General features: G+C 67.8%; 19 protein-coding genes. 13 read left to right on the forward strand and 6 right to left on the reverse strand.

Annotated elements, in window-relative coordinates:
- Together F3H10_RS16100 and F3H10_RS10505 are read right to left on the reverse strand one after the other, a co-directional pair.
- A partial coding sequence (locus F3H10_RS16100; protein WP_188127927.1) for a BGTF surface domain-containing protein occupies positions 1–3,011 on the reverse strand: 3,011 nt, incomplete at its 3' end.
- Positions 3,012–3,504: 493 nt separating this feature from the next.
- Positions 3,505–4,158, reverse strand: coding sequence for a DUF6517 family protein (locus tag F3H10_RS10505; protein WP_149784724.1), 654 nt, complete (start codon positions 4,156–4,158; stop codon positions 3,505–3,507).
- Between the two features lie 187 nt (positions 4,159–4,345).
- Between F3H10_RS10505 and F3H10_RS10510 the strand changes: the two genes are divergently transcribed.
- Positions 4,346–5,086 carry a hypothetical protein gene (locus F3H10_RS10510; protein WP_149784804.1) on the forward strand — a complete coding sequence of 247 codons (741 nt, stop codon included), beginning with the start codon at positions 4,346–4,348 and terminating at the stop codon, positions 5,084–5,086.
- A gap of 549 nt (positions 5,087–5,635) precedes the next feature.
- Here the strand turns inward: F3H10_RS10510 and F3H10_RS10515 are convergent.
- On the reverse strand, positions 5,636–6,193 hold the full coding sequence (locus tag F3H10_RS10515; RefSeq protein WP_149784725.1) for a DUF7097 family protein: 558 nt from the start codon (positions 6,191–6,193) through the stop codon (positions 5,636–5,638).
- 162 nt (positions 6,194–6,355) lie between these two features.
- Between F3H10_RS10515 and F3H10_RS10520 the strand changes: the two genes are divergently transcribed.
- A complete protein-coding gene (locus F3H10_RS10520; protein WP_149784726.1) occupies positions 6,356–8,044 on the forward strand; it encodes an aldehyde ferredoxin oxidoreductase C-terminal domain-containing protein in 1,689 nt (562 codons plus the stop codon).
- Positions 8,045–8,081: 37 nt separating this feature from the next.
- On the opposite strand, the gene F3H10_RS10525 is transcribed toward F3H10_RS10520, so the two are convergent.
- From F3H10_RS10525 to F3H10_RS10535, 3 genes are all read right to left on the reverse strand, one after another.
- Positions 8,082–8,360 carry a ubiquitin-like small modifier protein 1 gene (locus tag F3H10_RS10525; protein WP_149784727.1) on the reverse strand — a complete coding sequence of 93 codons (279 nt, stop codon included), beginning with the start codon at positions 8,358–8,360 and terminating at the stop codon, positions 8,082–8,084.
- A gap of 91 nt (positions 8,361–8,451) precedes the next feature.
- Positions 8,452–9,156, reverse strand: coding sequence for a hypothetical protein (locus tag F3H10_RS10530; protein WP_149784728.1), 705 nt, complete (start codon positions 9,154–9,156; stop codon positions 8,452–8,454).
- Between the two features lie 33 nt (positions 9,157–9,189).
- A complete protein-coding gene (locus tag F3H10_RS10535) occupies positions 9,190–10,536 on the reverse strand; it encodes an alkaline phosphatase family protein (RefSeq protein WP_149784729.1) in 1,347 nt (448 codons plus the stop codon).
- Between the two features lie 152 nt (positions 10,537–10,688).
- On the opposite strand from F3H10_RS10535, the gene F3H10_RS10540 reads away from it, so the two are divergent.
- The 11 genes from F3H10_RS10540 to F3H10_RS10590 all read left to right on the forward strand — a co-directional run bounded on the left by F3H10_RS10540 (position 10,689) and on the right by F3H10_RS10590 (position 22,666).
- Positions 10,689–13,352 carry a PAS domain-containing protein gene (locus F3H10_RS10540; protein ID WP_149784730.1) on the forward strand — a complete coding sequence of 888 codons (2,664 nt, stop codon included), beginning with the start codon at positions 10,689–10,691 and terminating at the stop codon, positions 13,350–13,352.
- Between the two features lie 58 nt (positions 13,353–13,410).
- Positions 13,411–14,391, forward strand: a complete 981-nt coding sequence (locus F3H10_RS10545) for a PhzF family phenazine biosynthesis protein (protein ID WP_149784731.1) — start codon at positions 13,411–13,413, stop codon at positions 14,389–14,391.
- Positions 14,392–14,686: 295 nt separating this feature from the next.
- Entirely contained in the window at positions 14,687–14,881 is a 195-nt protein-coding gene (locus F3H10_RS10550; protein ID WP_149784732.1) for a DUF7333 family protein, read from the forward strand.
- A gap of 123 nt (positions 14,882–15,004) precedes the next feature.
- Entirely contained in the window at positions 15,005–15,955 is a 951-nt protein-coding gene (locus F3H10_RS10555) for a calcium/sodium antiporter (RefSeq protein ID WP_149784733.1), read from the forward strand.
- A 157-nt stretch (positions 15,956–16,112) separates the two neighbouring features.
- Positions 16,113–16,796 (forward strand): haloacid dehalogenase type II, encoded by a 684-nt coding sequence (locus F3H10_RS10560; RefSeq protein ID WP_149784734.1) that lies wholly within the window; start codon positions 16,113–16,115, stop codon positions 16,794–16,796.
- Positions 16,797–16,875: 79 nt separating this feature from the next.
- The gene (locus F3H10_RS10565; protein ID WP_149784735.1) at positions 16,876–18,288 is read left to right on the forward strand and encodes a D-aminoacyl-tRNA deacylase; all 1,413 of its coding nucleotides are present in this window, start codon (positions 16,876–16,878) and stop codon (positions 18,286–18,288) included.
- A gap of 124 nt (positions 18,289–18,412) precedes the next feature.
- Positions 18,413–19,567: a cell division protein FtsZ gene (gene ftsZ / locus F3H10_RS10570; protein ID WP_149784736.1), complete on the forward strand. Its 1,155-nt coding sequence runs from the start codon at positions 18,413–18,415 to the stop codon at positions 19,565–19,567.
- 65 nt (positions 19,568–19,632) lie between these two features.
- Entirely contained in the window at positions 19,633–19,809 is a 177-nt protein-coding gene (locus F3H10_RS10575) for a protein translocase SEC61 complex subunit gamma (RefSeq protein WP_066414288.1), read from the forward strand.
- Positions 19,809–20,261, forward strand: coding sequence for a transcription elongation factor Spt5 (locus F3H10_RS10580; protein ID WP_149784737.1), 453 nt, complete (start codon positions 19,809–19,811; stop codon positions 20,259–20,261). Before F3H10_RS10575 ends, F3H10_RS10580 begins: the two co-directional genes overlap by 1 nt.
- Positions 20,262–20,337: 76 nt before the next feature.
- Positions 20,338–21,300 (forward strand): archaeosortase A, encoded by a 963-nt coding sequence (artA, locus tag F3H10_RS10585; RefSeq protein WP_149784738.1) that lies wholly within the window; start codon positions 20,338–20,340, stop codon positions 21,298–21,300.
- A 118-nt stretch (positions 21,301–21,418) separates the two neighbouring features.
- Positions 21,419–22,666, forward strand: a complete 1,248-nt coding sequence (locus F3H10_RS10590; RefSeq protein ID WP_149784739.1) for an MgtC/SapB family protein — start codon at positions 21,419–21,421, stop codon at positions 22,664–22,666.
- The last annotated feature ends 82 nt before the right edge of the window (positions 22,667–22,748 follow it).

Consider the following 22,748-nt stretch of genomic DNA (forward strand, 5'->3'; position numbering starts at 1 on the left):
TCGTCAGTCGAGTCGTCCGTGGAGTCGTCAGTCGAGTCGTCCGTGGAGTCGTCAGTCGAGTCGTCCGTGGAGTCGTCAGTCGAGTCGTCCGTGGAATCGTCGTCGCCACCAGTGTCAGCCTCTTCGACCGTCAGCGTGGCCGTCTGGCTGTCGTCGTCGGTGAAGACGCCGTGCTCGTAGTCACCGGCATCGAGACTGGACGTGTCGATGTCGGTGAACTCGACCGTGGTGTCCTCGCCGCTGCCGAGTTCGACCTCTTCTTCGGCGACGGCGTCACCGTCGATCTGGAACTCGACCGTCTGCGTGGCCGAATTCTCGCCGGTGTTCTCGACCGTCGCGGAGACGGAGATGACGTCACCCTGCGTGACGGTCACGTCCTGCGGGTCGAGATCGGAGACCTCGAAGTTGGCGGGTTCGCCGACCGTTTCGACGATCTGCATGTCCGAGCTAGTGATGGAGCTACCGCCCACACGGAAGTTGACCGTACCCGTGTCGTTGACGGACTGAGCACTCACGTCGAACTCGGCGCTGAAGGAGCCATCGTTGCTGATGTTGACATCGCTCGTCTCGATGAACGATGGCGTGACATCTTGATCAGACTGGATACGCACGCTAGCATCCGAGCCGGGCGCGACACTCGTCGAACCACTGACGGTTCCAGACTCGCTGAGAGCGATCTGAACCTGGCCGTCTGCGTTGACGTTGTCGAAGCTCGCTTCCTCCTCAACGATGGTGAACGTGCTGCTCGTGCTTTCAGTGCTATCAGTCTGGAAGTACGGGTAAGCAGCCTCGGTGGAGTCACCGTCGGCACCACCAGTGAACGGAGCGAAGGTGTCGTAGTCACCCGGTGCGCTCACGGGTCCAGACTGGAACCGGTACTGATCTTCGTCGTCAGTCTCGTACTCGAGTTCGGCAGTGAACTCCTCACCAGTATCGATGTCGTTGGTGAAGGCACTGCTCGAACTTGTGTCGACGACGATGAAGAGCTCGCCGTTTTCGTTGTCGGCAAGCGTGAAGATGTCGCTCTCGTCAGAAGCCCCGAAGTCGAGGCCAGTCTCCTCCTGATTACCGGTTGCGGATTCAGCCTCGACGTTGAGGTTGATTCCTTCGCCGTCCTCATTTAGGAGGCTCTGGACCGTGCCAGGAGCGAAGCCATCCTCAAGCGCAGTGTAGTCGCCACCCGCCTTCTCGACCATCGCGCCGTAGAGGCCGGTTGCCTCCATCTGGATGACGAGACGGTCGTCCTCCGCGATGTCCGACCGCTCGGTAGCCGCGTCGACGATCGCCTGGCGGCTATCGTCCGCGTCAGCATTATCCGAGGGTGCAGTCCACGTAGTGACATCGCCCAGTTCCGGCTGGATCAGATCGAGCGTGGCGAGAGCGAGCTCGTTGTCAAGCTCGGACTCGTCATCGTCGTTCACGATGAAGTCACCGTTCCCGTTAACAGCAAGCGGGTAGTCAGTGGGCTGGATCGGACGAACAAGCGGGTTTATGTCGAGCGCGTTGCGGTAATCGTTGAGGGTAGAGTAGGTCGAACCACTATCGACTTCCTCATCCCAGAACGTTACATCGTCGAAGTTGCTACCACCGTCCTCGGCCATACTCTCGACGATGTCGTCCTCGGAGTAGTACGAACCATCAGCGCTGGACGGATTGGTGCCGACCGTCCGCGTGTTGACCTGGAAGGAGACTTCCTGGTCGTCGTCGTCGTCTTCAACGTAAAGGATGTCGAGGTAGCCGGAATCCTCGTCGCCGACTTGGACGTACGCACTGTCGTCGTCCTCAAGCTCGACACTCATGTTCACGACGTCACCGGCAGCCTGGGTGTAGACACCCTGGCCCCAGCTCGCGCTCTGGTCCTGCTCGTTCACCGTGATCGATGAGGTATCCGAAGCCTCCGTGTCACCGACATCGAAGGAGAACTCGTAGTCGCCAGTAGGAGTACCAACGAAGTCGACCGTTTCGTCACGGTCGTTGATGTCGATCAGGGCGATCTTCTCGCCGGCGTCTTCGGCCGAGTTGGAACCGCTGTCCGAGTACGCGAACGCCCGGTACGGGTTCAGCGTCTCGAAGCGATCGCGGAATTCCGAAGCATCGTCAATAGAGACATCTCCGCTGCTATCCGTGCTGAGCGGATCACTGCTGCTGTCTAGATCGTTGACAGCATCCACAAAGGTCTGCCGCTCAGAATTATCGAAGTTACTGTCATCGTTCAGAGCGGATTCAATTACGGTTGCGAATGCCGAGTCTGAGAGGTCGCCGTACGACCCGCCATCAATCTCCGGATCATCATCGGCACCCACCGTAACCTCATTACGGACCTGATCGGTCAGGTGAAGGTCAACGAGGAGACCACCAGCGGCATTCTGGTCGACGAAGATCTCGATGAGTTCCTCGGTACTGAGGTCACCGTCAGCGCTCACGTTGAGGCTGTAGGTACCACGGTTCGAGGAGATATCGAGGTCAGTGTCGGAGTTTGCACCCTCATCCGTCACTTCCTCGTCATCGAACTCGGCACTGAGGCTCTGAGTCGTGACCTCGAAGGTATCGTCCTGGTCGGGGAAGGACGCGAGGAAGTCGAGTCCCGAGATGAAGTAGTCTCCGGACTCGAGGTCGCCGGTGTCTATCTCAACGACCAGATCATTGCTAGTCGGCGTCGAACTGAGGTCGGTGTCGTCAACGTCTTCGACCTCAAGCTGTTCGACCTGAGAGCTGGATGAAACCTCGTCGGCATCAGTGTCGTAGTTGTCGACACTCCGGAGGTTCACTGTAGCCCCTAGATCACCGGACGATCCGGTATCGAAGTCGTCGGAGACCAGGTAGACGTTCTGTCCCTGGAAGACCACGTCAGCGGATCCGCCGTCAATATCGACGTAGTCCGAATTATTTCCTGCCTGTGCTGCTGCCGAGCCGGCAAAGCCGGCAAACCCAACCGTGACCATGGAGAGTACCACGATCAGGCTGAAGAAGACCGCATTGGCCTTCTTGCGTGTGTTTGTTTCGTTTGTCATAGTTTGTTTCGTTCGCATCGCATCAGCGGCTTTCTCCTGACCTTCGAGACGCGCCCGGTCGTCATCACCTACCCTGTCTCGTTGTACAGCCGGACTCGGTCGGGGATTACTCGTCCACTGACGCATTTCGGATAGGGGTTGCGACTGTTTGTTGTGGGGTTCAGTATAAATGCTTTGTGTGAATTCGTCGGGGTGTGTGAACGCGACACAAGGGAGTCTGACAGGGGTCAGACGCTCGTTTTCGCATCTGAGAACGCTCGTCCCAGCGGGTTCCTGTGAGTCGCCGTCGAACATCTCACGAGCGCGAACGTGGCCAATCGACAAGACTCCGTTGTCGGACCGAATTCACGATCCGTCGGCGACGACCGTCTCCCCGTCGAGTTACGGCGACGCCGAGAGCAACGCGACCGCGTCCACACTCGGAGTCGTCACACACGAACCTCAACGCCTACGGAGGCCACTGCTCGGTCCCACGGATCCGCTCGCCGCCGTCTCAGTGCTCGACGGACTCCATCAGCGCGCCCTGGGTCTCACCTTCCTCGATCGCGCGCGGGTGGACGCCCACGAGCACGAGCACGTCCTCGCCGTGTTCGACGGTCGCGACGTGGACAAGCGCCGGAACGCTTCCGTCGGTATCGACCGGCGCGTCCGCGACGTCCTCGAACCGGACCTCGGTCGCGAACGTGGTCACGGTCGTCTCGCTTTCGAGGATCGTCCGGGTCTCGGTGCCGACCTCCTCGAGGTCGCCGACGCTCTCGCCGTCGACGCCGCCGCTGCCGCCCTGCTCGAGCAGTCGCCGGAGCAGCTCCGCGTCGTCGGCGCGAACCAGCGGGTTGACCGACCGGCCCGCCACCGTCGCGTCCGGCGTGCTCGCGACGAGCAGCGATGACGCTCGCTCGAGGTTCTCGTAGCTCGCGACCCACGACGTCGCCGACACCTGCCTCTCGATCCCGGCGACTTCGAACGTCTGCTCGATCTCGAACGACTCGGGTTCCTTGCCCTCGTAGCCCGCGTCCGACAGCGCCGCATCCGGCACCCGCGCCGGCTCCGCATCGAACTCGAAGGCCCCGTCTTCGCCGCCGAGACATCCCGCGGCCGCGACCGCCCCCGACGTCGCGACTACCCCCAGCAGTCGTCTTCGGTACATACCCGGAGTACGTCGCCGTCCCGGTTTAACCATACCGACGGGCGTAGAGGTGGGTGAGAGTGGCCGCTCCGGCCGAAAGTGGGGCGGCGTCGCCTCCAGGTCGCGCGGGTCCCGCCGCGAGGCACAAAGTTCACGTCACCCCGCGCGCGATGTGAGCCAAATGGAACGACGAGGACAGATCGGCCTGCTGGAGGCGCTTCTCTTGGACGTCGTCCGACTCCACGAGACTTGGATGGAGATCGTCTTCCCCAGACAGCTCGACCCAAGCACGGTGCTCGGCAAGTGGAAGCCGGAAACCGTCCCCCAGACCGCGGGCTACTACCTCTGGGCGGTCCTCGGGGCCCCGCTGGTCGCGGTGGCGTATCCCCTGCTTCTCGTCGGGTTCGCAACCCGGTTTTACGCCGCGAAGCTCGACTCCGCCGTGACCCGTATCGGGATCGCGGGTGCAGTGCTCGTCGCGACCGTCGTCTGGGGGGCACTCACCCTCGTCACCTACCTCCAACTCGCCACCGCGGACGTGATCGCCGTCGGCGCGGCCAGCGTCGTTGCGATCGTCTCCGCCGCGCTCGCCGCCGGCTTCTCGAAGGCCGGCGGTCGCCTCGTCAGCGTCCTGTTGGCGTACCCCTTCGCGATGACCGCGCTCTTCTTGCCGCCCGTCGTGGCCGCGCTCGTCACGCCGAGCCTCGAGTCGATCATCCTCCCACCGAGTTACGATCTCGCCGTCTGGATCCTCGACACGTTCCTCACGTTCGGCGACCTCAACGACACGCTCCGGAACGCCTTCGACCTTGATACCTTCGGCGAGCAGTGGGGGCTCCCCGGACTCGGCTACGTCCTGATGTGGATCGGGATCTCGGTCCCGCTCGGCTGGTTCCTCGGCGCGCTCGTCGCGCTCGCGAACCTCGTCCGCCCGCAGCCCGAGGAGTAGTCGGACCTCCACCTCTTTCTCGTCGGGTTCCCACCCACCTCTTTCCCGTCCGGCCTCCTCACGCACTGCGTTCGCGTCGGGAATCGCTCCTCGAAAGACCTAGACGGAGAGATCCGACTCCGCCGTCTTCGATGGCCCCGTCGGTGAACCGCTTGCGGTTCGAAAATCCGAGATGTTCGTCATTGCCGGACCGTGTCCGGCAAGCAGTCAGAATGCGACGGGATCCGACGACGTCGCTGGAGATCGGTCACTGACTGTTCGTCGGAGTCGAAGGTCGCTCGACCTCGATCCACTCGACGTTCCGAAGATCGGAGACACATTCTCGACAGACCGCTACGTCCTTCAGGACAGTGGATCCCTCCAGAATCAGCGTGTAACACTTTGGTGTCGATGCCGCGCAATTGAAACACTCCTCCATTAGGATGAATGAATACATTCAACCAGTTTAATTCGGTGTTTTACTGATCATACTGGTGAGCATCAACACGTGCGCTCGGGAGAGTGCCCGTCTCTCACAGTATTCACGCCCCTCTTCTCACCGACTCTCACTCACTCGCCAGAACCGTATCGCTCGCGCGCCGTCGAGAACGCCGACTCCTCGCGCTCTCTCGTCCGGCGACCCTCCCGCTCCGCGATCGCCTCCGGATCCGGACTCGCGTCGTCGTCGATCCGCGCGAAGGAGGCGTGGACCTTCGAGTGGCACCAGCGACACAGCGCCACCGTGATCTCGTGGGGGCCGGCGTCGTCGGGACCAGCGTCGTCGTCCACGTCCGCGTTCGCGTCCGGCGCGTTCCCGTACGAAAGGTGGTGTTCCTCCACGAGTGGCCGGGCGTCCTCGTGGGCCAGCCGGACCTCCTCGAGCCCGCAGCGTGCGCACTCGCGGCCGTCGGTCGTCGACCGGTAGTGCGGGCACGCCCGCCACTCGCCCTCGGGCCCGACGTGACAGGCGTCCCCGTCCGCGTGCCGTTCGGCCGCGAACGCGGGGTCGTCGCCGGCCCGCGTCAGCGCGAACCGACACCGTCCGTCGTCGGTGAGGTGATCGCACGTCCCCGCGACCGCGTAGGGATCGTCGACCCCGACGGGCGTCCCCTCCGGCGTCCGTTCCATGTCCGTCGATCCGTCCCGAGACACTTCAACTCGACGCGAGAGGGGCCGAGCACCGCCTCGACGCGAGGACGACCCGCACGGGATCGGACGTGTTCGCGCCGAGTACCGGAAAACCTGTACGGTTCCCCAGACTCCCTAATCCGTCGCGTGGTACGTGTCCGCATGAACCACGCGAAAGGCGACCTCCTGACCATCGACGTCGGGGCCCGTGAGGCGAAGACGACGGACATCGACGGGGTGCTGTCGACGTTCGTCGGCGGCCGCGGGGCGGCGACGAAGCTCGCACACGACCGGATCCCGTTCGACGCGGACCCGTTCGGCCCGGAGAACCGGGTGTACTTCTCTACCGGGCCGCTCCAGCACTCACAGATGAGCTTCACGGGCCGGATGAACATGACCGGCCTCTCGCCGCTCACCGGCGGGTTGCTGTCGACGAACGCCGGGGGCTACCTCTCGCGGAACTTCGTCGACACCGGCCACAGCGTCGTCGAAGTGACCGGAGCGAGCGACGAACTGCTCGCGGTTCACGTCCGGGACGGCGGGGACGGCACGCCGGTCGTCGAGTTCGAGGAGGTCTCGGAGCTGGCCGGCGCGGAGGTCCCCGAGGTGACCGAGGCGATGCGTGAGCGCCACGGCCTCGAGAGCGAACACCTCGCGACCGTCGGCCCGGCCGGCGAGAACCGCGTCCGGTTCGCCTGCGTGATGACCTCGGACTCGCGCGCGTTCGGCCGCGGCGGGCTGGGGGCGGTCCTCGGCGCGAAGAACGTGAAGTGTCTCACCTTCGCGGGCGACTCGCCCGCGCGCGTCGACCTCCCCGAGGAGATCCAGTCGGAGATCCACCGCGAGGCGGCGACGACGGACGACATCATGAAACGGCAGGGGACGACGAACGGGACGGAGTTCATCAACGACGAGTTCGGCCTGCCGACCCGCTACTTCTCGGAGATGAGCTTCGAGGGCGTCGAGGGGATCGGCGGCGACGCCGTCGAGGAGAAGAAGTACAAGACTGCGGCGTGTTCGATGTGCGCGTTCGCATGTAAGCTGCCGACCCGCGACGAGGAACGCGGCGTCGAGACCGAGGGCCCGGAGTTCGAGACCGTGATGGCGTTCGGCAGCAACGCCGGCGTCGACGACGTCGTCGACGTGATGATATCGAACGACCGGTGTGACGACCTCGGGATGGACACCATCTCCGCCGGTGACACGGTCGCGGCGTACCTCGCGTCGGAAGGCGAGTTCGGCAACGCGGAGCTGGTCCACGAGACGCTCGAGAAGGTCGCCCGTCGGGAGGGGATCGGCGACACGCTCGCGGAAGGGGTCGCCCGCTGTCACGACGAGTTGGGCGTCGAGAACTGGTCGGTAAAAGGGTTGGAGTTCGCCGCCCACGACGGCCGGGCGATCCACGGCCAGGGCCTCTCCTATGCGGTGGCGAACCGCGGGGCCGACCACATGTACTCGTCGTTCCTCAGCCTCGAGTACGACGGCGAGGTCGACCCCGAGGGGTTGGAAGGGAAACCCGAGCGGTTGATCGAACGGGAGAACCGACAGGTCGTCCGCGACTCCGGGATCTTCTGTGCGTTCGCGAGCGGGTACGTCGACGACGAGGCCAGAGCGACGCTTCTGGACGCCGACTTCGACGACCTCCTCGCGATGGGAGACCGCGTGATCGAACTGGAACGGCACTTCAACAACCGGCGCGGCTTCGACCGCGAGGACGACAGGCTCCCCTACGACCTGCCGGACTTCGAGGCGGCACTCGACGAGTACTACGACCTGCGCGGCTGGAACCCGGACGGGACGGTCCCCGACGGCCACGTCGCCGGAGGGGCCGGCGGCGTCGCCGACGATTGAGGACGTCCGAGTCGATCGCGGGGTCGTCGACGAGCCCTCACCCGCCGTGGATCGGCGGGGCGGCGCGCACCTCATCGCCCGCAGACAGCGCCGTTTCGAGGCCGTCGAGCCGCGAGACGTTGACGCCGTCGACGGTGAGACTGACGGCGTCGCCGAGGTCGCCGTCGGCGTAGAGGAGGTCCTCCAGGTCCGGGTGGTCCTCCAGCAGTCCCGACAGGAGGTCCTCGAGGGTCGCGCCCGGCGGAAGTTCCCGCTCGACCGTCTTCGCGCCGACGACGTCCCGGACCGGCCCGTACGCCCGAAAGACGACCAGCATGCGTGCGGCTATCGCGCGGCCGCGAATAAGCGTTGGCGGTTCCGGGGATCGCTGCGGGAAGGGGGACGACCGACGGTATCGGGTGGAGACTTCATCCGGTGTCGGTCGCGGTGGTTCGAACGACGTCGAGTACGACGCCGAGGCCGAGTGCCCCGACGAATAGAAGGAGCGTGCTCCCGACCACGGCCGCCTCCGCGATCCGCGGGATCTGCTCGACGATCGGTACGAACAGGCGAACGTCGAACGCGACCACTGCGATCGCGCCCACCCCGTTGAACGCCATGTCGAGAACCGTATCCCGGAGGCCGTAGTACTCGAGCACGGGCGGTCTGTCGATGTACTCGCCGATCTCGCGGGCGGCGAGTTCCACGAACTCCCAGAGGACGCCGGCTCCGAGCGTGAACAGGACGGTGAAGACGGCCGCGTAGACGTCCGTGACCTGCGATCCGAGGACGTACTGGCTCAGACTCGCGTAAACGAGCGCCGCGATGAGCGCGGCGGAGACGGTGTGTGTGAGGTGGTCCCACCACCAGACGGTGTCGTACCATCCAAGCATCCCCAGCATATGGAGAAACCCCGCACCCGCGATCCACACCGAGAGTTCGGGGCCGAACGTGATATCCGCCCCGCTTCCGTGCGCGATCGCGAGTTCGGCGAGCGTCGGCGTCGCGGTCGCGAGGAGGGACGCGATCCCGTTCACGACCGCCTGGAGGTCCCGAGACAACACGCCGACGAAGGTCGTTCCGAGGATCCCCGCGAGGAACGCGAGGAATGCGGCTTGTAGAAGGGCCGTCATGTGATGAGGCTCACGGGCGGCGTCAGCCGAGTCTCACACCAGGCTCGCGCCGTCGCAGTCGGTCCGGGCGTAGTCCACGTCGAGCAGCTTCAGGAGGGTGGGCGCGACGTCGAGGAGGTCGGCGTCCTCGACGGCCGCGGCCGAGTGGTCGACGAACAGCGCCGCGTTCTCGAAGGTGTGCATGCCCGTCCGCGGCCCGTCGGGGTCGAAGACGCGGTCGCGCGGCCGGAACCCGGCCTTCAGGTCGAATCCCGGATTGGGGATCGCCACGAGGTCGGGCGCGATCGCGTCGTGGTCGCCACGGAAGGCGGTCTCGCGCTCGACGACGCGGTCGACGACGGGCCTCCCGTTCGGCCCCTCCCAGGCCTCGAGGGCCGCGGTCAGTTCGGCGCGCACCTCGTCGTACTCGCTCTCGGGCACGACCCCCTCCGGCTCGCGCCCCTCGAGGTTGAGGTAGAAGCGGCCGGGGACGAGCGAGTACGCCCGGGCGTCGCCGCCGATGTCCGCGAGCGAGTCGTGGTCGTCGTCCTCGTACTCGAGCCATCCCTCCCGCTCGAGCCACTCGTTACAGTACACGTCGTGGTCGAGCCGCGTGAACCCGTGCGTCGAGCCGACGACGAGCGTCACGTCGTCGGGCAGCGCCGCTCGGATCGACCCGATGTGCGAGTCGAGTGCGGAGTAGAACTCGAGGAAGTCCTCTCGGTACGGGCCCGAATCGAGGTAGTCGCCCCACAGGAAGTGGTTGACCCGGTCGGGGGAAGTGAACGCGCCGACGAACAGGTCCCAGTCGTCGCGCTCGACGTAGCGTTCGAAAAGCGCCGCCCGGTTCTCGAGGGTCTCGCGGGCGTGTTCGATGAACGCCGTCTTGTCCGATTTGTGTCCGAGCTTCGCGTTGACCGACAGGGTGTAGTCGGCCTCCGCGAGGTGCGTCCGAAGCTCCTCGGGGTGTGCGGCCTTGTCGACCTCCGGCGAGAGGTATCCGGAGAGCATCCGCTGGAGGTCCCGCTGGGGCGGGAACGTGACCGGGACGTTCAACACCGTCGCGTCGAGGCCGGCGGCCGTGGCCCGGTCCCACACCCGCGTCGCCTGTACGTCCCGGCCCATCGGGACGTAGGTGTCGTACGACCCGATCTCTCGGTCCTGAAAGCCGTAGACGCCGGTCTCGCCCGGATTCACGCCGGTCGTGAGGACGGGCCAGCAGGCGCTCGACTCCGGCGGGACGGTGCTGTCTATCGCTCCGGCGTCGCCCGCCTCGGCGATCGCCGAGAGCGTCGGGAACGTCTCGGGTTCGTTCGCCACGAGGTCGTACGGAAGCCCGTCGATCCCGACGAACGCCACGCGCGGAGTGTCGTTCCCCCGCAACCGGTCGAAGAGGCCCATACGCCCCCATCGGCGGAGAGGAGCAAAAGGGTTGATATCGACCGGGACGACCGAGTCCGTTTCGACGCCCCACGAGGCGCGTTTCGACGGCCGAGACGGATCGACGCCGGATCCCCGCCACACACAAGTGGGACCGTCGAGAACGGGGGGTCGTGACTGAGCGCCCGGTACCCGTGCTGCTCGCGGACCCCGACGACGACTTCGCCGGGGCGCTCGAGGCGGCACTGACCGACGCGGCCGACGAGTTCGAGCTCCAGCAGGTCGACGACCTCGAGGCCGCCCGCGAGACGTTCCACCCCGATCGCCACGACTGCGTGCTCGCGGAGCGCGACCTCGGCTCGGGAACGGGACTCGACCTGCTCACGGCCGTCCGCGGGACGGAGCCGGCCGTTCCCGTCCTCCTCGTGACCGCCGACGGCGACGAGGCGTTCGCGGCGTCGGCGATCGACGCCGAGGCGACCGCCTACGTGCGGAAGGGCGACCCGGACGCGCTCGAGGAGCTCCCCGATCGGATCGCCCGGGCCGCGGCCGACTACCGGGCGGAGCGGTCGGAGCGGGACCGCGAGCACCGGGCGTCAGTCCTCCACGCGGTCTGTGCCGCGCTCGTCGACGACGCCCCGCTTCACGACCGACTGGCGGCGGCTGCGGACGCGCTCGCGACCGATCGGAGCGACTCCGGCGACGTCGACGCCCGGATCGAGGTCGGCGGCGTCCCGTTCCAGGCGCGGACCGCGGCTCCCGGCGAGGAACCCGACCGGACCGCCGCCGGCGACGATCGCTCGGAGACGACCGTATCGGCGACCGCCGGCGACGTGACGGTCAGGGTCGTGATCGCGTCCGCGAACGGATCGATCCCGTTCGCGGACGACGAGGCGGACGGACGCGACGGCCTCGACGGAGACGAGTCCTTTCTCGAGTCGATCGCCCGGCTCGTGGCCGTCCACGTCGACCGTACGGAGACCACGGAGCGGCTCCGGACGTTCGCCGAGCGGCTGGACACGATCCTCGAGCACACGACGAACCTCGTGTTCATGAAGGACACCGAGGACCGCTACCTCCTCGTCAACGACGCGTTCGCGTCGCTGGTCGGCAAACCGCGCGAGGAGATCCTCGGGTCGACGACCACCGAAGTCCACGGGGGCGGGTTCGCCGACCGGTTCCGCGGCAACGACGAGGCGGCCATCGAGGCCGGCGAGGCCAGACGCTTCGACGAGCGCTATCCGAGCCCCGACGGGGAGCGCCGGTTCGTCACGGTCCGCGTCCCGCTCTTCGACGACGCGGGCGAGCCGTACGCGGTCTACGGGATCGCGACCGACGTCACGGCGGAGCTACGGCTCGCCGAGGAGCGCGCGGAACTGCTCGACCGGATGACCGACGCGTTCGTCGCGCTCGACGGCGACGACCGGATCACCTATCTCAACGCCCGGGCGGCCGCGCTCGCCGCCGGCGACGGCGACCGCGATGATCTCGTCGGCGAGCGCGCGTGGGACGTGTTCCCCGGCGTGCTCGACACGGAGTTCGAAGCGGCCTTCGAACGCGCCCGCGAAACCGGCGAGGCGGCCACTGCGACGATCCACTACGAGCCGGCGGACCGGTTCTTCGAGACGCGGATCTACCCGTCGGACTCCGGCGTCTCCGTCTACTCCCGCGACGTCACCGAGGCGATGTACGAGCGACGCGAACTCGAGCGGCGCGAGGAGGTCATGCGACGGCTCTACGAGGCCATCTCGGAGAAGGACGCGACCTTCGAGGAGAAGGTCGGGTCGCTGCTCGCGCTCGGCAGGGAAGTCCTGGGCGTCGAGTCCGGGCTGCTCTCGCAGGTCCAGGGGGATCGATACCGGGCGGTGGTCGTCGACGACGACGCCGGCGAGATCGTCGAGGGCGACGTCGTCCCGCTGTCGGCGACGGTCTGCGAGCGAGTCGTTTCGACGGAGCGGACCCTCCAGGTCGAGTCGGCCGACGACGACCCCGAACTCACCGACCGCGACGGAGTCGTCGCCCTCGATCTCAGCTGTTACGTCGGCACGCCGGTCGTCGTCGACGACGAGGTGTACGGCACGTTCTGTTTCTACGACCGCGGGGCGCGCTCGGAGCCGTTCTCGAGGTGGGACGTGACCCTCGTCGAGCTGATGGGCCGGTGGGTGAGCTACGAGCTTGAGCGCCGGGAGGCACAGATCGAGGTCGCCCGCGAGCGCGACCGCCTCGAGCAGTTCGCGAGCATGGTCTCACACGACCTCCGGAACCCGCTCTCGGTCGCGATCGGCAACCTCGAGTTGGCCCGGGAGACGGGCGACGAGGAGCGGCTCGACACCGCGTCGCGGGCGCTCGACCGGATGACGGAGCTGATCGAGGACGCGCTCTCGTTCGCCCGGATGGGCGAACGCGTCGTCGACGCCGAACGGGTGGACGTCACGGCCGTCGCGAGGCGGGCGTGGGAGACCGTCGAGACCGGGAGCGCGACCCTGCGGGTCGAGGACCCCGGCGAGGTCGTCGGGGACGCCTCGCGGCTCCGGACGCTGCTCGAGAACCTGTTTCGAAACGCGGTCGAACACGGCGGCGACGACGTGACGGTCACGATCGGTCGCGAGGGAACGACGCTGTTCGTCGCGGACGACGGCCCGGGGATCCCCGAAGCGGACCGCGAGAAAGCCTTCGAGGTCGGGTTCACCACCGCTTCAGACGGGACCGGGTTCGGACTGGGGATCGTCTCCCAGATCGCGGCCGCACACGGGTGGACCCCCGCCGCGACCGAGGCCGAGGGCGGCGGGGCGCGGATCGAGCTCCGCGGCGTCACGTCGGTTCGCGCGAACGAGTGAGACGGGGAGATCCCGCCCGCCCCGGGAGCCTTTTTTACGGGCACGACGAGGGGTCGGCATGGAGACGCGACGCACGCTACTCGTCGACGCGTTCACCGACGACCCCCTCGCCGGCAACGTCGCCGGCGTGGTGCCCGACGCCGCGGGACTGAGCGACGACCGAATGCGCCGGATCGCGGGCGAGCTCGGCGCGTCCGAGACCGCCTTCCTCGCGCCCGTTGACGACGGCGGGGACGATGACGAGGACGTCGACGGCGGGAACGCCGACTCCCGCCGGCGAGTCCGGTATTTCACCCCCACCGACGAGGTCGACCTCTGTGGACACGCCACGGTCGGCTCGTACGCCGCGCTGTTCGCGGACGGCGCGATCGACGCCGGCGACCACGTCCTTCGCACGAACGTCGGCGACCTGACGATCACAGTGACCGAGACGGGGCGGGTCTGGATGCGACAGAGGCCACCGACGGTGGAGACGGTCGAGGTCGACGCGGACCGGTTCGGTGCCGCGCTCGGGATCGACCCGGCCGCGTTACGCGACGTGGGCGCGGACCTCCCCGTCGCGGTCGCCTCCACCGGCCTCCCGTTCCTCGTCGTGCCCGTCAACTTCCTCGAGCGGCTCGGCGAGGCCGACCCGGACATGCGCGCGATCGAAGACCTGTCGGCCGAGTTCGACGTGGCGGGGGTGTACGCCTTCACCTTCGACGCGCTCGAGGCCGATTCGACGCTTCACGGCCGGGCGTTCGCGCCCGCCATCGGCGTTCCGGAGGACCCGGTTACGGGCACCGCGAGCGGCGCGGTCGGCGGCTACCTCCGCGCGGTCGAGGCGTTCGACGGCGATTTCCCCGAGGAACTCCGCTTCGAGCAGGGTCACTTCGTCGACCGACCGGGACACGTTCAGGTTCGGGTCGGGGAGGACGAGAGCGTCGAGAACGGGGGAGACGACGACGTGACCGTGAAAGTCGGCGGCGACGCGGTCATCTCGCTTGAGGGCGAGCTTCGGATCCCCGAGGAGGAGGACGACGAGATCATCGAGGCGTAGGTCGGGTCGTTCGGGTCTACGTCGTTGCCGGCGCGGTGAACGCCACCAAAGCACCAGTCGCCGGCGGCTCCGCCGCCGGCTGCCAGAGGCGCGTAGCGCCTCGCTGCCACGAGGACTCGCGCGGCTGCCTTTGAGTCCCACCCCGCACAGCACCGCACCCGAACCTCACGCCTCCCCAGCCTCGCGAACTCCTCGCCCGTTCGAGCGCTCGGAGGCACGCCACCGCCGTGAACGACGGTCACCGTCGCGTGGGGATCGACCGAACGCTTACGTCCGCGAGAGCCGTACCGATCGTATGGAGTTCGACCTCCCGCGTGCGGCCGGTCTCGTGGCGTTGCTCATCGCCCTCGGCGTCGGCGGGCTCGTCGGGGGCGGCATGATGCCGCTTTCGACGACGCTGATGATGGTCCTCCCGTCGATGGTCGTCTTCGGGGCCGTCGTCTTCGTCGTCGGCATGAAACACGGCGAGTTCCGCGCGACGCGGGCGTAGGGAGCCGACCCACCGCTCCCCCACCGCCGCCAGGTCACCGGGTCCGCCGGCTCGATCGGCTCGCCCCGTTGCCCCGCGCATCGTATCGCGCCGCTTTTGAAACGACGGCGTGAACGGCGCGACATGGTTCTCGGATCGCCGGTGACGGAACTCATGCTCCTCCTCGCCGGCGTCGGCCTGTTGTACGCCGGCGCGGAGCTGCTGGTCGCAGGCGCTCGCGACCTCGCGCTCGCGGTCGGGCTGAAGGCCTCGACCGTCGGCGTCACCGTCGTCGCGTTCGCGACGACCGCGCCGGAGCTGTTCGTGGCGATCCTCGGCGCGCTCACCGTCTCGACCGACATCGGGCTGGGGGCGATCGTCGGCTCGAACGTCGCCAACGTCGGGCTCGTGCTCGGGATCGCCGCGCTGATCCGCCCGCTCGACGTCTCCGCGACGGTGTTCCGCCGCGACGTCCCGTTCATGGTCCTCGCGGCGCTGCTTCTCGTCGGGCTCGGCTGGAACGGCCGGATCGGCCCCCTCGAGGGGGGCGTCCTCCTCGCGACGCTCGTCGCCTTCACCGTCGTCGTGTTGCGGCAGGTCCGGCGGACGCAGGCGGGCATCTCCGCCGCGGAACGCGACGGCATGCCCGACGCCGAGCCGAGGGACGCACTCGCCGTGGTCGGCGGGATCGTCGCGCTCGTCGTCGGCTCCCGCTGGCTGATCGACGGGGGTCGCGACCTGCTCGCCGCGGCCGGCTTCTCCGACCTGTTCATCGGGCTCACCGTGCTCGCGGTCGGCACCTCGCTTCCCGAACTCGCCGCCAGCGTCGTCGCCGCCGTCCGCGGCGAGGCGAGCTTCAGCGTCGGCAACGTCGTCGGATCGAACATCTACAACGTGCTGGCCGTGATCGGGCTCCTCGCGTTCGTCTCCCCCATCGACGTGAACCCGGGAGTGCGGGCGTTCGAGTTCCCCGCGCTTCTCGCGTTCACCCTGCTCGTCGTCGGCCTGATGTACCGCGGAAGCCGGCTCACGCGGGTCGACGGCGCGGTCCTCGTGACCGCGTACGTGACCTTCGTCTACCTGCTGTTGCCGTGAGATCGTCGCGGCCGGGTGCTCAACCGTTCCGCTCACGCCCCGGTCCCACAAAGAGCCCGCGCGTGTTGGGTACCACCGCACACGGCCGCCGGTCGGTGTGTGGCGAACTCACACGAGGGCGGCACGGTTATGACGCCGTTGGCCGAAGACCCGTCGAATGTCGTTCCTACCGGAGCGGGTACGGACGCTCACGTTCGATTCGTACAGCACCCTCGTCGACGTGGACGCCGCCGAGAAGGCGCTCGCCGACCGCGTCGCGGAGCCAGAGCCGGTCTCGCGGCTCTGGCGGGCGCGATCGCTCGAGTACACGTTCGTCGCGAACTTCGTCGACGCCTATCAGCCGTTCTACGAGATGAACCGCGACGCGCTCCAGTACGCGCTCGACTTCCACGGCGTCGACGTCTCGCCGGAGGAGCGCGACGAGATACTCGCGGTGTACCACGAACTCGACGTCTTCGACGACGTCAGATCGGGGATCGAGCGGCTCCGCGACGCCGGGTACGACTGCTACGTCGTCTCGAACGGGGACCCCGAGATGCTCTCGGCGATGATCGACCACGCTGGGATCGGCGACGTCATCGAGGACGCGATCAGCGCAGACGAGGTGGAGACGTTCAAACCCGCCGCCGAGCTCTACCGCCACGCGGCCGCGCGAACGGGGACCCCGATCGACGGGATCGCTCACGTGACGGCCGCCTGGTTCGACGTGCTAGGGGCCGAACACGCCGGAGCACAGGGCGTGTGGGTGGACCGGAAGGGGTCGCCGTGGGACTCCTTCGCCGGGTCGCCCGACCTGACGGTCGAGTCGTTCCACGAACTGGCCGACGCGCTCGGCGTCTGAGGGGATCGCCACACCTCCGATGACGGTCCACCGGGCCCGAACCGATGGCTATTCGGTCGGCGACCGTTCACCGGAACCCGTGATAGCGATCGTCGTCAGCCGGGCCGATGGCGCCTCCGAGCACATCGGCGAGCGCCTCCTCGAGGTCGGCGACTGGACGGACCACGAGGACGGGAGCCGCCCCGACGCCGCGGGCGGCGGGACCTACTACCGGACGGACGGCTTCGAACTCCGGGAGTTCGACGACCTCCACATCGACCTCTCGGACCCCGCGGCTGCCTTCGGTAGGGTAGCCAACGGAAACGACGCGGAGCCGGAGGACCCGGACCTCCTCGTGTTCGTCTCGCGTCACTCGGGGAACACCGGCCCGCTCCTGACCGCCCACGTCACGGGCAACTTCGGGCCCGCGGAGTACGGCGGGGAGCCGCGGACCCTCGCGCGGGCCGCGCCGGGCGCGGTGAGCCGCGTCGTCGACGCGATGGCGACCCACGCGCCCGAGGGATACGGCGTGGGGATCGAGTGTACCCACCACGGCCCGACCGACACCGCGGTCCCCTCGCTCTTCGCCGAACTCGGCTCTGACGAGCCGCAGTGGAGCGACCCCGAGGGGGCCCGCGCGGTCGCGGAGGCGGTCCTCGCGCTCCGCGGGACCGGGCCTGACCGCCGCGGACCAGACGGCCGAAACCGCCACGTCGTCGGCTTCGGCGGCGGCCACTACGCCCCCCGGTTCACCCGGATCGTCCGGGAGACCGCGTGGAGCGTCGGTCACGTCGGGGCCGACTGGGCGCTCGGAGAGATGGGTGCGGCGGACACAAACCGCGACGTGATCGAGGAGGCGTTCGCGCGGAGCCGCGCCGATCGCGCCGTGATCGAGGGCGATCGCCCCGAGCTCGCGGCGACGATCGAGGACCTCGGCCACCGGGTCGTGAGCGAGACGTGGGTCCGGACGGTCGACGATCGCCCGCTCGGGCTGGTCGAGCGTCTCGAGGCGACGATCGGTCCCGTCGACGAGGGGCTCCGGTTCGGGTCGGTGGAGGCGGCGACCGGGGAAACGGGCGGCGGAGACCCGGCCGACGCGGTGACCGTCCGGGAGCTTCCGGCCGAGTTGCTGGCGCGGGCACAGGGGGTCGACGCCGAGGCCGCGCGCGACGCCGTCGAGGCGAACGCAGTCGCGTTCGGGACCGAACAGGCGGGAACGCGCGCGGCCGGAAAGGTCGCGTTCGCGGCCGCCGACGGGACGCCCGGCCACGCGGAACTGGTCGCTGACCTCGCGGCCGTGCTGGAGTCCGGCTACGACGAGGTCGTCGTCGACGGAGACGTCGTGATCGCCCGCGAGACCGCCTTCGACCCGGCGCTTGCGGCCGATCGGGGCGTGCCGGAGGGACCGGCGTTCGGCCGGCTCGCGTCCGGGGAACCGGTCGAGGTCGACGGCGAGACGGTCGATCCGGAGTCCGTCTCCGAACGTCGCGAGGAGCGGTTCCCGATCGAGTGAGCGTGGCCGGGGGTATCGGCGTCTCGAGCCCGATCGGCCCCGTTTCGCGGTCCCCTCTCGCGTCTGACACGGGTCAGACGATCGGGCAAGAATAAATACGTCGGGGTCGCAACGGAACCATATAATGGACTCCATCGTTGAGGACGCCATCGACGAGGCCGAGGAATCCCCGGCGGACGGCTCCGGGGGTCCCGGCGACCCCGCTCAGGACGGACACGCCGGCGCGGCTCCACAGACCGGCACGATGACCGACGACGAGCTGGAGGACGTCTTACAGGACCTCCAGACCAACATCACCGTCGTCGGCTGCGGCGGCGCGGGCGGCAACACGGTCAACCGGATGACTGAGGAGGGGATCCACGGCGCCAAGCTCGTCGCGGCCAACACCGACGTCCAACACCTCGTCAACATCGAGGCCGACACCAAGATCCTGATGGGCCAACAGAAGACGCAGGGCCGCGGCGCGGGCTCGCTCCCCCAGGTCGGCGAGGAGGCCGCCATCGAGTCCCAAGAGGAGATACAGGACGCCATCGACGGCTCCGACATGGTGTTCGTCACCGCCGGGCTCGGCGGGGGGACGGGTACCGGCTCCGCCCCGGTGGTCGCGAAGGCCGCCCGCGACTCGGGCGCGCTCACCATCGCCATCGTCACCACCCCGTTCACCGCGGAGGGCGAGGTCCGCCGGACGAACGCCGAGGCCGGTCTCGAACGCCTTCGTGACGTGAGCGACACCGTGATCGTCGTCCCCAACGACCGCCTGCTCGACGCGGTCGGGAAGCTCCCGGTCCGGCAGGCGTTCAAGGTGTCCGACGAGGTGCTGATGCGGTCGGTGAAGGGGATCACGGAGCTCATCACCAAACCCGGCCTCGTCAACCTCGACTTCGCCGACGTCCGGACCGTGATGGAGAAGGGCGGCGTCGCGATGATCGGCCTCGGCGAGTCCGACTCCGAGTCGAAGGCCCAGGACTCGGTGAAGTCGGCGCTGCGCTCGCCGCTCCTCGACGTCGACATCTCCGGGGCGAACTCCGCGCTCGTGAACGTCACGGGCGGACAGGACATGTCCATCGAGGAGGCCGAGGGCGTCGTCGAGGAGATCTACGACCGGATCGACCCCGACGCCCGGATCATCTGGGGAACCTCCGTCGACGAGGACCTCGAGGGCGAGATGCGGACGATGATCGTCGTCACCGGCGTCGAGTCGCCGCAGATATACGGCCAGAACGACGGCGACGCCGAGGGAGCCGACGCCGAGATGGAGGACATCGACTACGTCGAGTGATCGGCCGACGGAGCCGAACCCGCATCAAAAGGTAAAAACCCTCGCGTCACGAACCCGCTCGTAACATGGACGTCCCGTACGACCTCAACAGCTATATCCGCGTGTTGAAACTGGCGAGCACGCCGAGCACCGACGAGTTCCTCCAGGTGTCGAAGATCGCCGGTGCCGGGATCCTGCTCATCGGCTTCCTCGGCTTCCTGATGTTCGCGATCATGAGCCTCTTGCCGGGGGTCGGCGCGTAATGCCGATCTTCTCGGTCAAGACGACCGCCCGCCAGGAGCGGACCGTCGCGGACATGCTCGCCGAAAAGGAGATGCCGGAGATCCAGGCGGTCATCGCGCCCGACCAGCTCACAAGCTACGTGATGGTCGAGGCGAGCAACGGCAGCGTCTTCGCCCGGATCCTCGACGAGATCCCCCACGCCCGCGGCGTCATCCAGGGCGCGGACGGTCCCGCGGAGAGTCCCTTCTCGGAGGTCGAACACTTCCTCTCGCCGACCCCCGACGTCGAGGGGATCGCCGAGGGCGACATCGTCGAGCTGATCGCCGGCCCGTTCAAGGGCGAGAAGGCCCGCGTCCAGCGTATCGACGAGGGCAAAGACCAGGTGACCGTCGAGCTGTACGAGGCGACCGTCCCCATCCCGGTCACGGTCCGCGGCGACCAGATCCGCGTGCTCGACAGCGAGGAGCGGTAAGCGTCGACCGGCACGGTTCCTCACGGATCTCCGGCAACGACAAGGGCTTTATTCGACGACCCCCGACTCCTTCGATATGTTCGGTTCCGGCGTCCCCGCGATACTGAGCGTGATCCCCGACACGTTCACGTTCGCGTGGATCGTCGCGGTTCTCTTCGCGGCCGCCTGGCTGCTCGACGCTCGGGGATACGAGGCGGGGCGCACGCTGGCGGCCGCCACTTGGGGCTTCTTCGGGCTGTTCTGGCTGACGACGGTGCCGTACTTCGCCTTCGAACACCAGAGCTACGTCGAGTCGATCCTCGCGCTCGTCGGGGTTCCCGCCTGCGTCTACGTCGGCTACCTGCTGTACGACGGGCGGGCGTCGCTCTTTACGCTCACGAGGGCCGTCTCGATCATGCTGTTCATCTACCTCCCGTTCGAGACGATCCCGGCGTTCACGCTGGCCGGCGTGGCGGTCCCGGAGCCGCGGCGGATCCTCATCGAGATCGTCGCGAACCAGACGGGCATGCTCATCGACCTGCTCGGGTACGCGCCCGAGCGGGTGGCGAACTACGAGGGGTACGACGCCGCCTTCGCGTGGACGCTCGAGGACGGCCACCGCATGCGGATCAACGTCGTGCTGGCGTGTACGGGTCTCGGCAGCATGGCGATCTTTGGTGGGCTCGTCGCCGCGGTGGAGGGGCCGCTCGACCGGAAGCTTCGGGCGCTCGCCGTCTCGATCCCGCTCATCTACGTCCTCAACCTCCTCCGGACGACGTTCATCACGGTCGTCGCCGGCAACCAGTACATGCAGTGGCAGCCGGAGCTGGTGTTGGCGATGTTCGGCGCGACCGACCCCTACCGCGTCTCGTTTCTGGTCTCCGACCGGATCATCAGCCAGTTGCTCGCGGTCGTCGCGCTGATCGGGATCACCTACCTCGTCGCCAGACAGCTCCCGGAGCTCGTCGTGATCCTCGAGGACGTCCTCTACGTGCTCACCGGCGAGGAACACGACCTCACGGAGGCGCTCGACCTCCCGCGGGAGCCGACCAACCGGTGACGAGGTGTCGATCCGTGGAACCGATCCGACGCGACCGACGACCGATCGGGTGCGACCGACGACCGATCGGACCCGGCCAACGACCGATCCGGCGCGGAACACGGAGACGTGATCCGGCGTGATGAGCGGCATCGACCCACTGATCTACCTGGAGACGAACGTCGCCAAGCTGGTGTTGGCGACGCTTCTGGGGATGTTCCTGGGGCTCGAACGCGAGTGGTCACAGAAGTCGGCGGGGATCCGGACGTTCGCGCTCGTCAGCCTCGTGGCGGCGGTGTTCTCGGTCGCCGACGAGCCGGGACTGCTCGTCGTCGGCGGCGTCCTGATCGTCGCCAGCGCGGTGTTGTTGGCGGTCAGGAGCTTCGTCGAGACGGACGTCGACGGCCTCTCTCTCACCACGTCCGTCTCGATGCTCGTCGCCTACGGGGTCGGCGTCCTCGTCGCGGCGAGCCTCTTTCTGGAGGCGGTCACGGTCGCGGTGCTCTCCTCGTTCCTGCTCGTGTTGAAACGCGAGCTCCACCAGTTCGCGTGGGGGCTCTCCCGCGAGGAGGTGCGCAGCGCCGTCGAGTTCACGATCCTCGCGTTCGTCGTCTTCCCGATCCTCCCCGCCGAGACGGTCGACCCGTGGGGGGCGGTCCAGCCGCGGCTGGTCTGGTCGCTCGTCGTCGCGATCAGTGCGATCGGGTTCGTCAACTACGTGCTCGTCAAGAAGTACCAGGGTCGCGGGTACGCCGTCACCGGCTTCTTCGGCGGACTGGTGAACTCGACCGCGGTCGTCGCGGAGATGGCCAAACGCGCCGCCGGACGGACCGACTTGGTCGACATCGCCGTCGGGTCGATCCTGCTCGCGAACGCGGCGATGGCGCTGCGGAACGCGGCGCTCGTGGTCGCGTTCGTCCCCGAGGCGGCGCTCGCCGTCGGCGCGCCCCTCGGCGCGATCACGATCGCCGGCGTCTCGATCGCGCTCTGGCGGAGCGACTGGCGGACCGGCGTGGAGGCCGAACTCACCTCCCCGTTCAGCCTGCGGAACGCGCTCACCTTCGGCGGGCTGTTCCTCCTCGTGCTCCTCGTCTCCGCGGGGGCCGAGCGGGCGTTCGGCGCGACCGGGTTCGTCGCCACCGCCTTCCTCGCGGGGCTCGTCTCCTCGGGGACGGCGACGACGACCGCCGTCTCGCTTCTCGGGACCGGCCAGATCACGGTCGACACCGCGGTCGCGGGGATCGTCGCTGGAACGGTCTCGAGCATCCTCGTGAAGACCGCCTTCGCCGCGAGCGTCGGACGGGAACTCGTCCGTCCGGTGCTGATCTGGAACCTCGTACTCATCGCCGTCGGACTGGCGGTCGGCGTGCCGCTGTTGCTGTTTTGAACGGGGAGCGATGGATCGGGAGGCCGATCGAGTCCCGGTCCGCCGCGGCCGCACCCAGCGAAAATCGGACGTTCTCCGGCAG

Origin of the sequence: Halorubrum aquaticum, assembly GCF_900113615.1 — an archaeon.
Classification (GTDB): domain Archaea; phylum Halobacteriota; class Halobacteria; order Halobacteriales; family Haloferacaceae; genus Halorubrum; species Halorubrum aquaticum.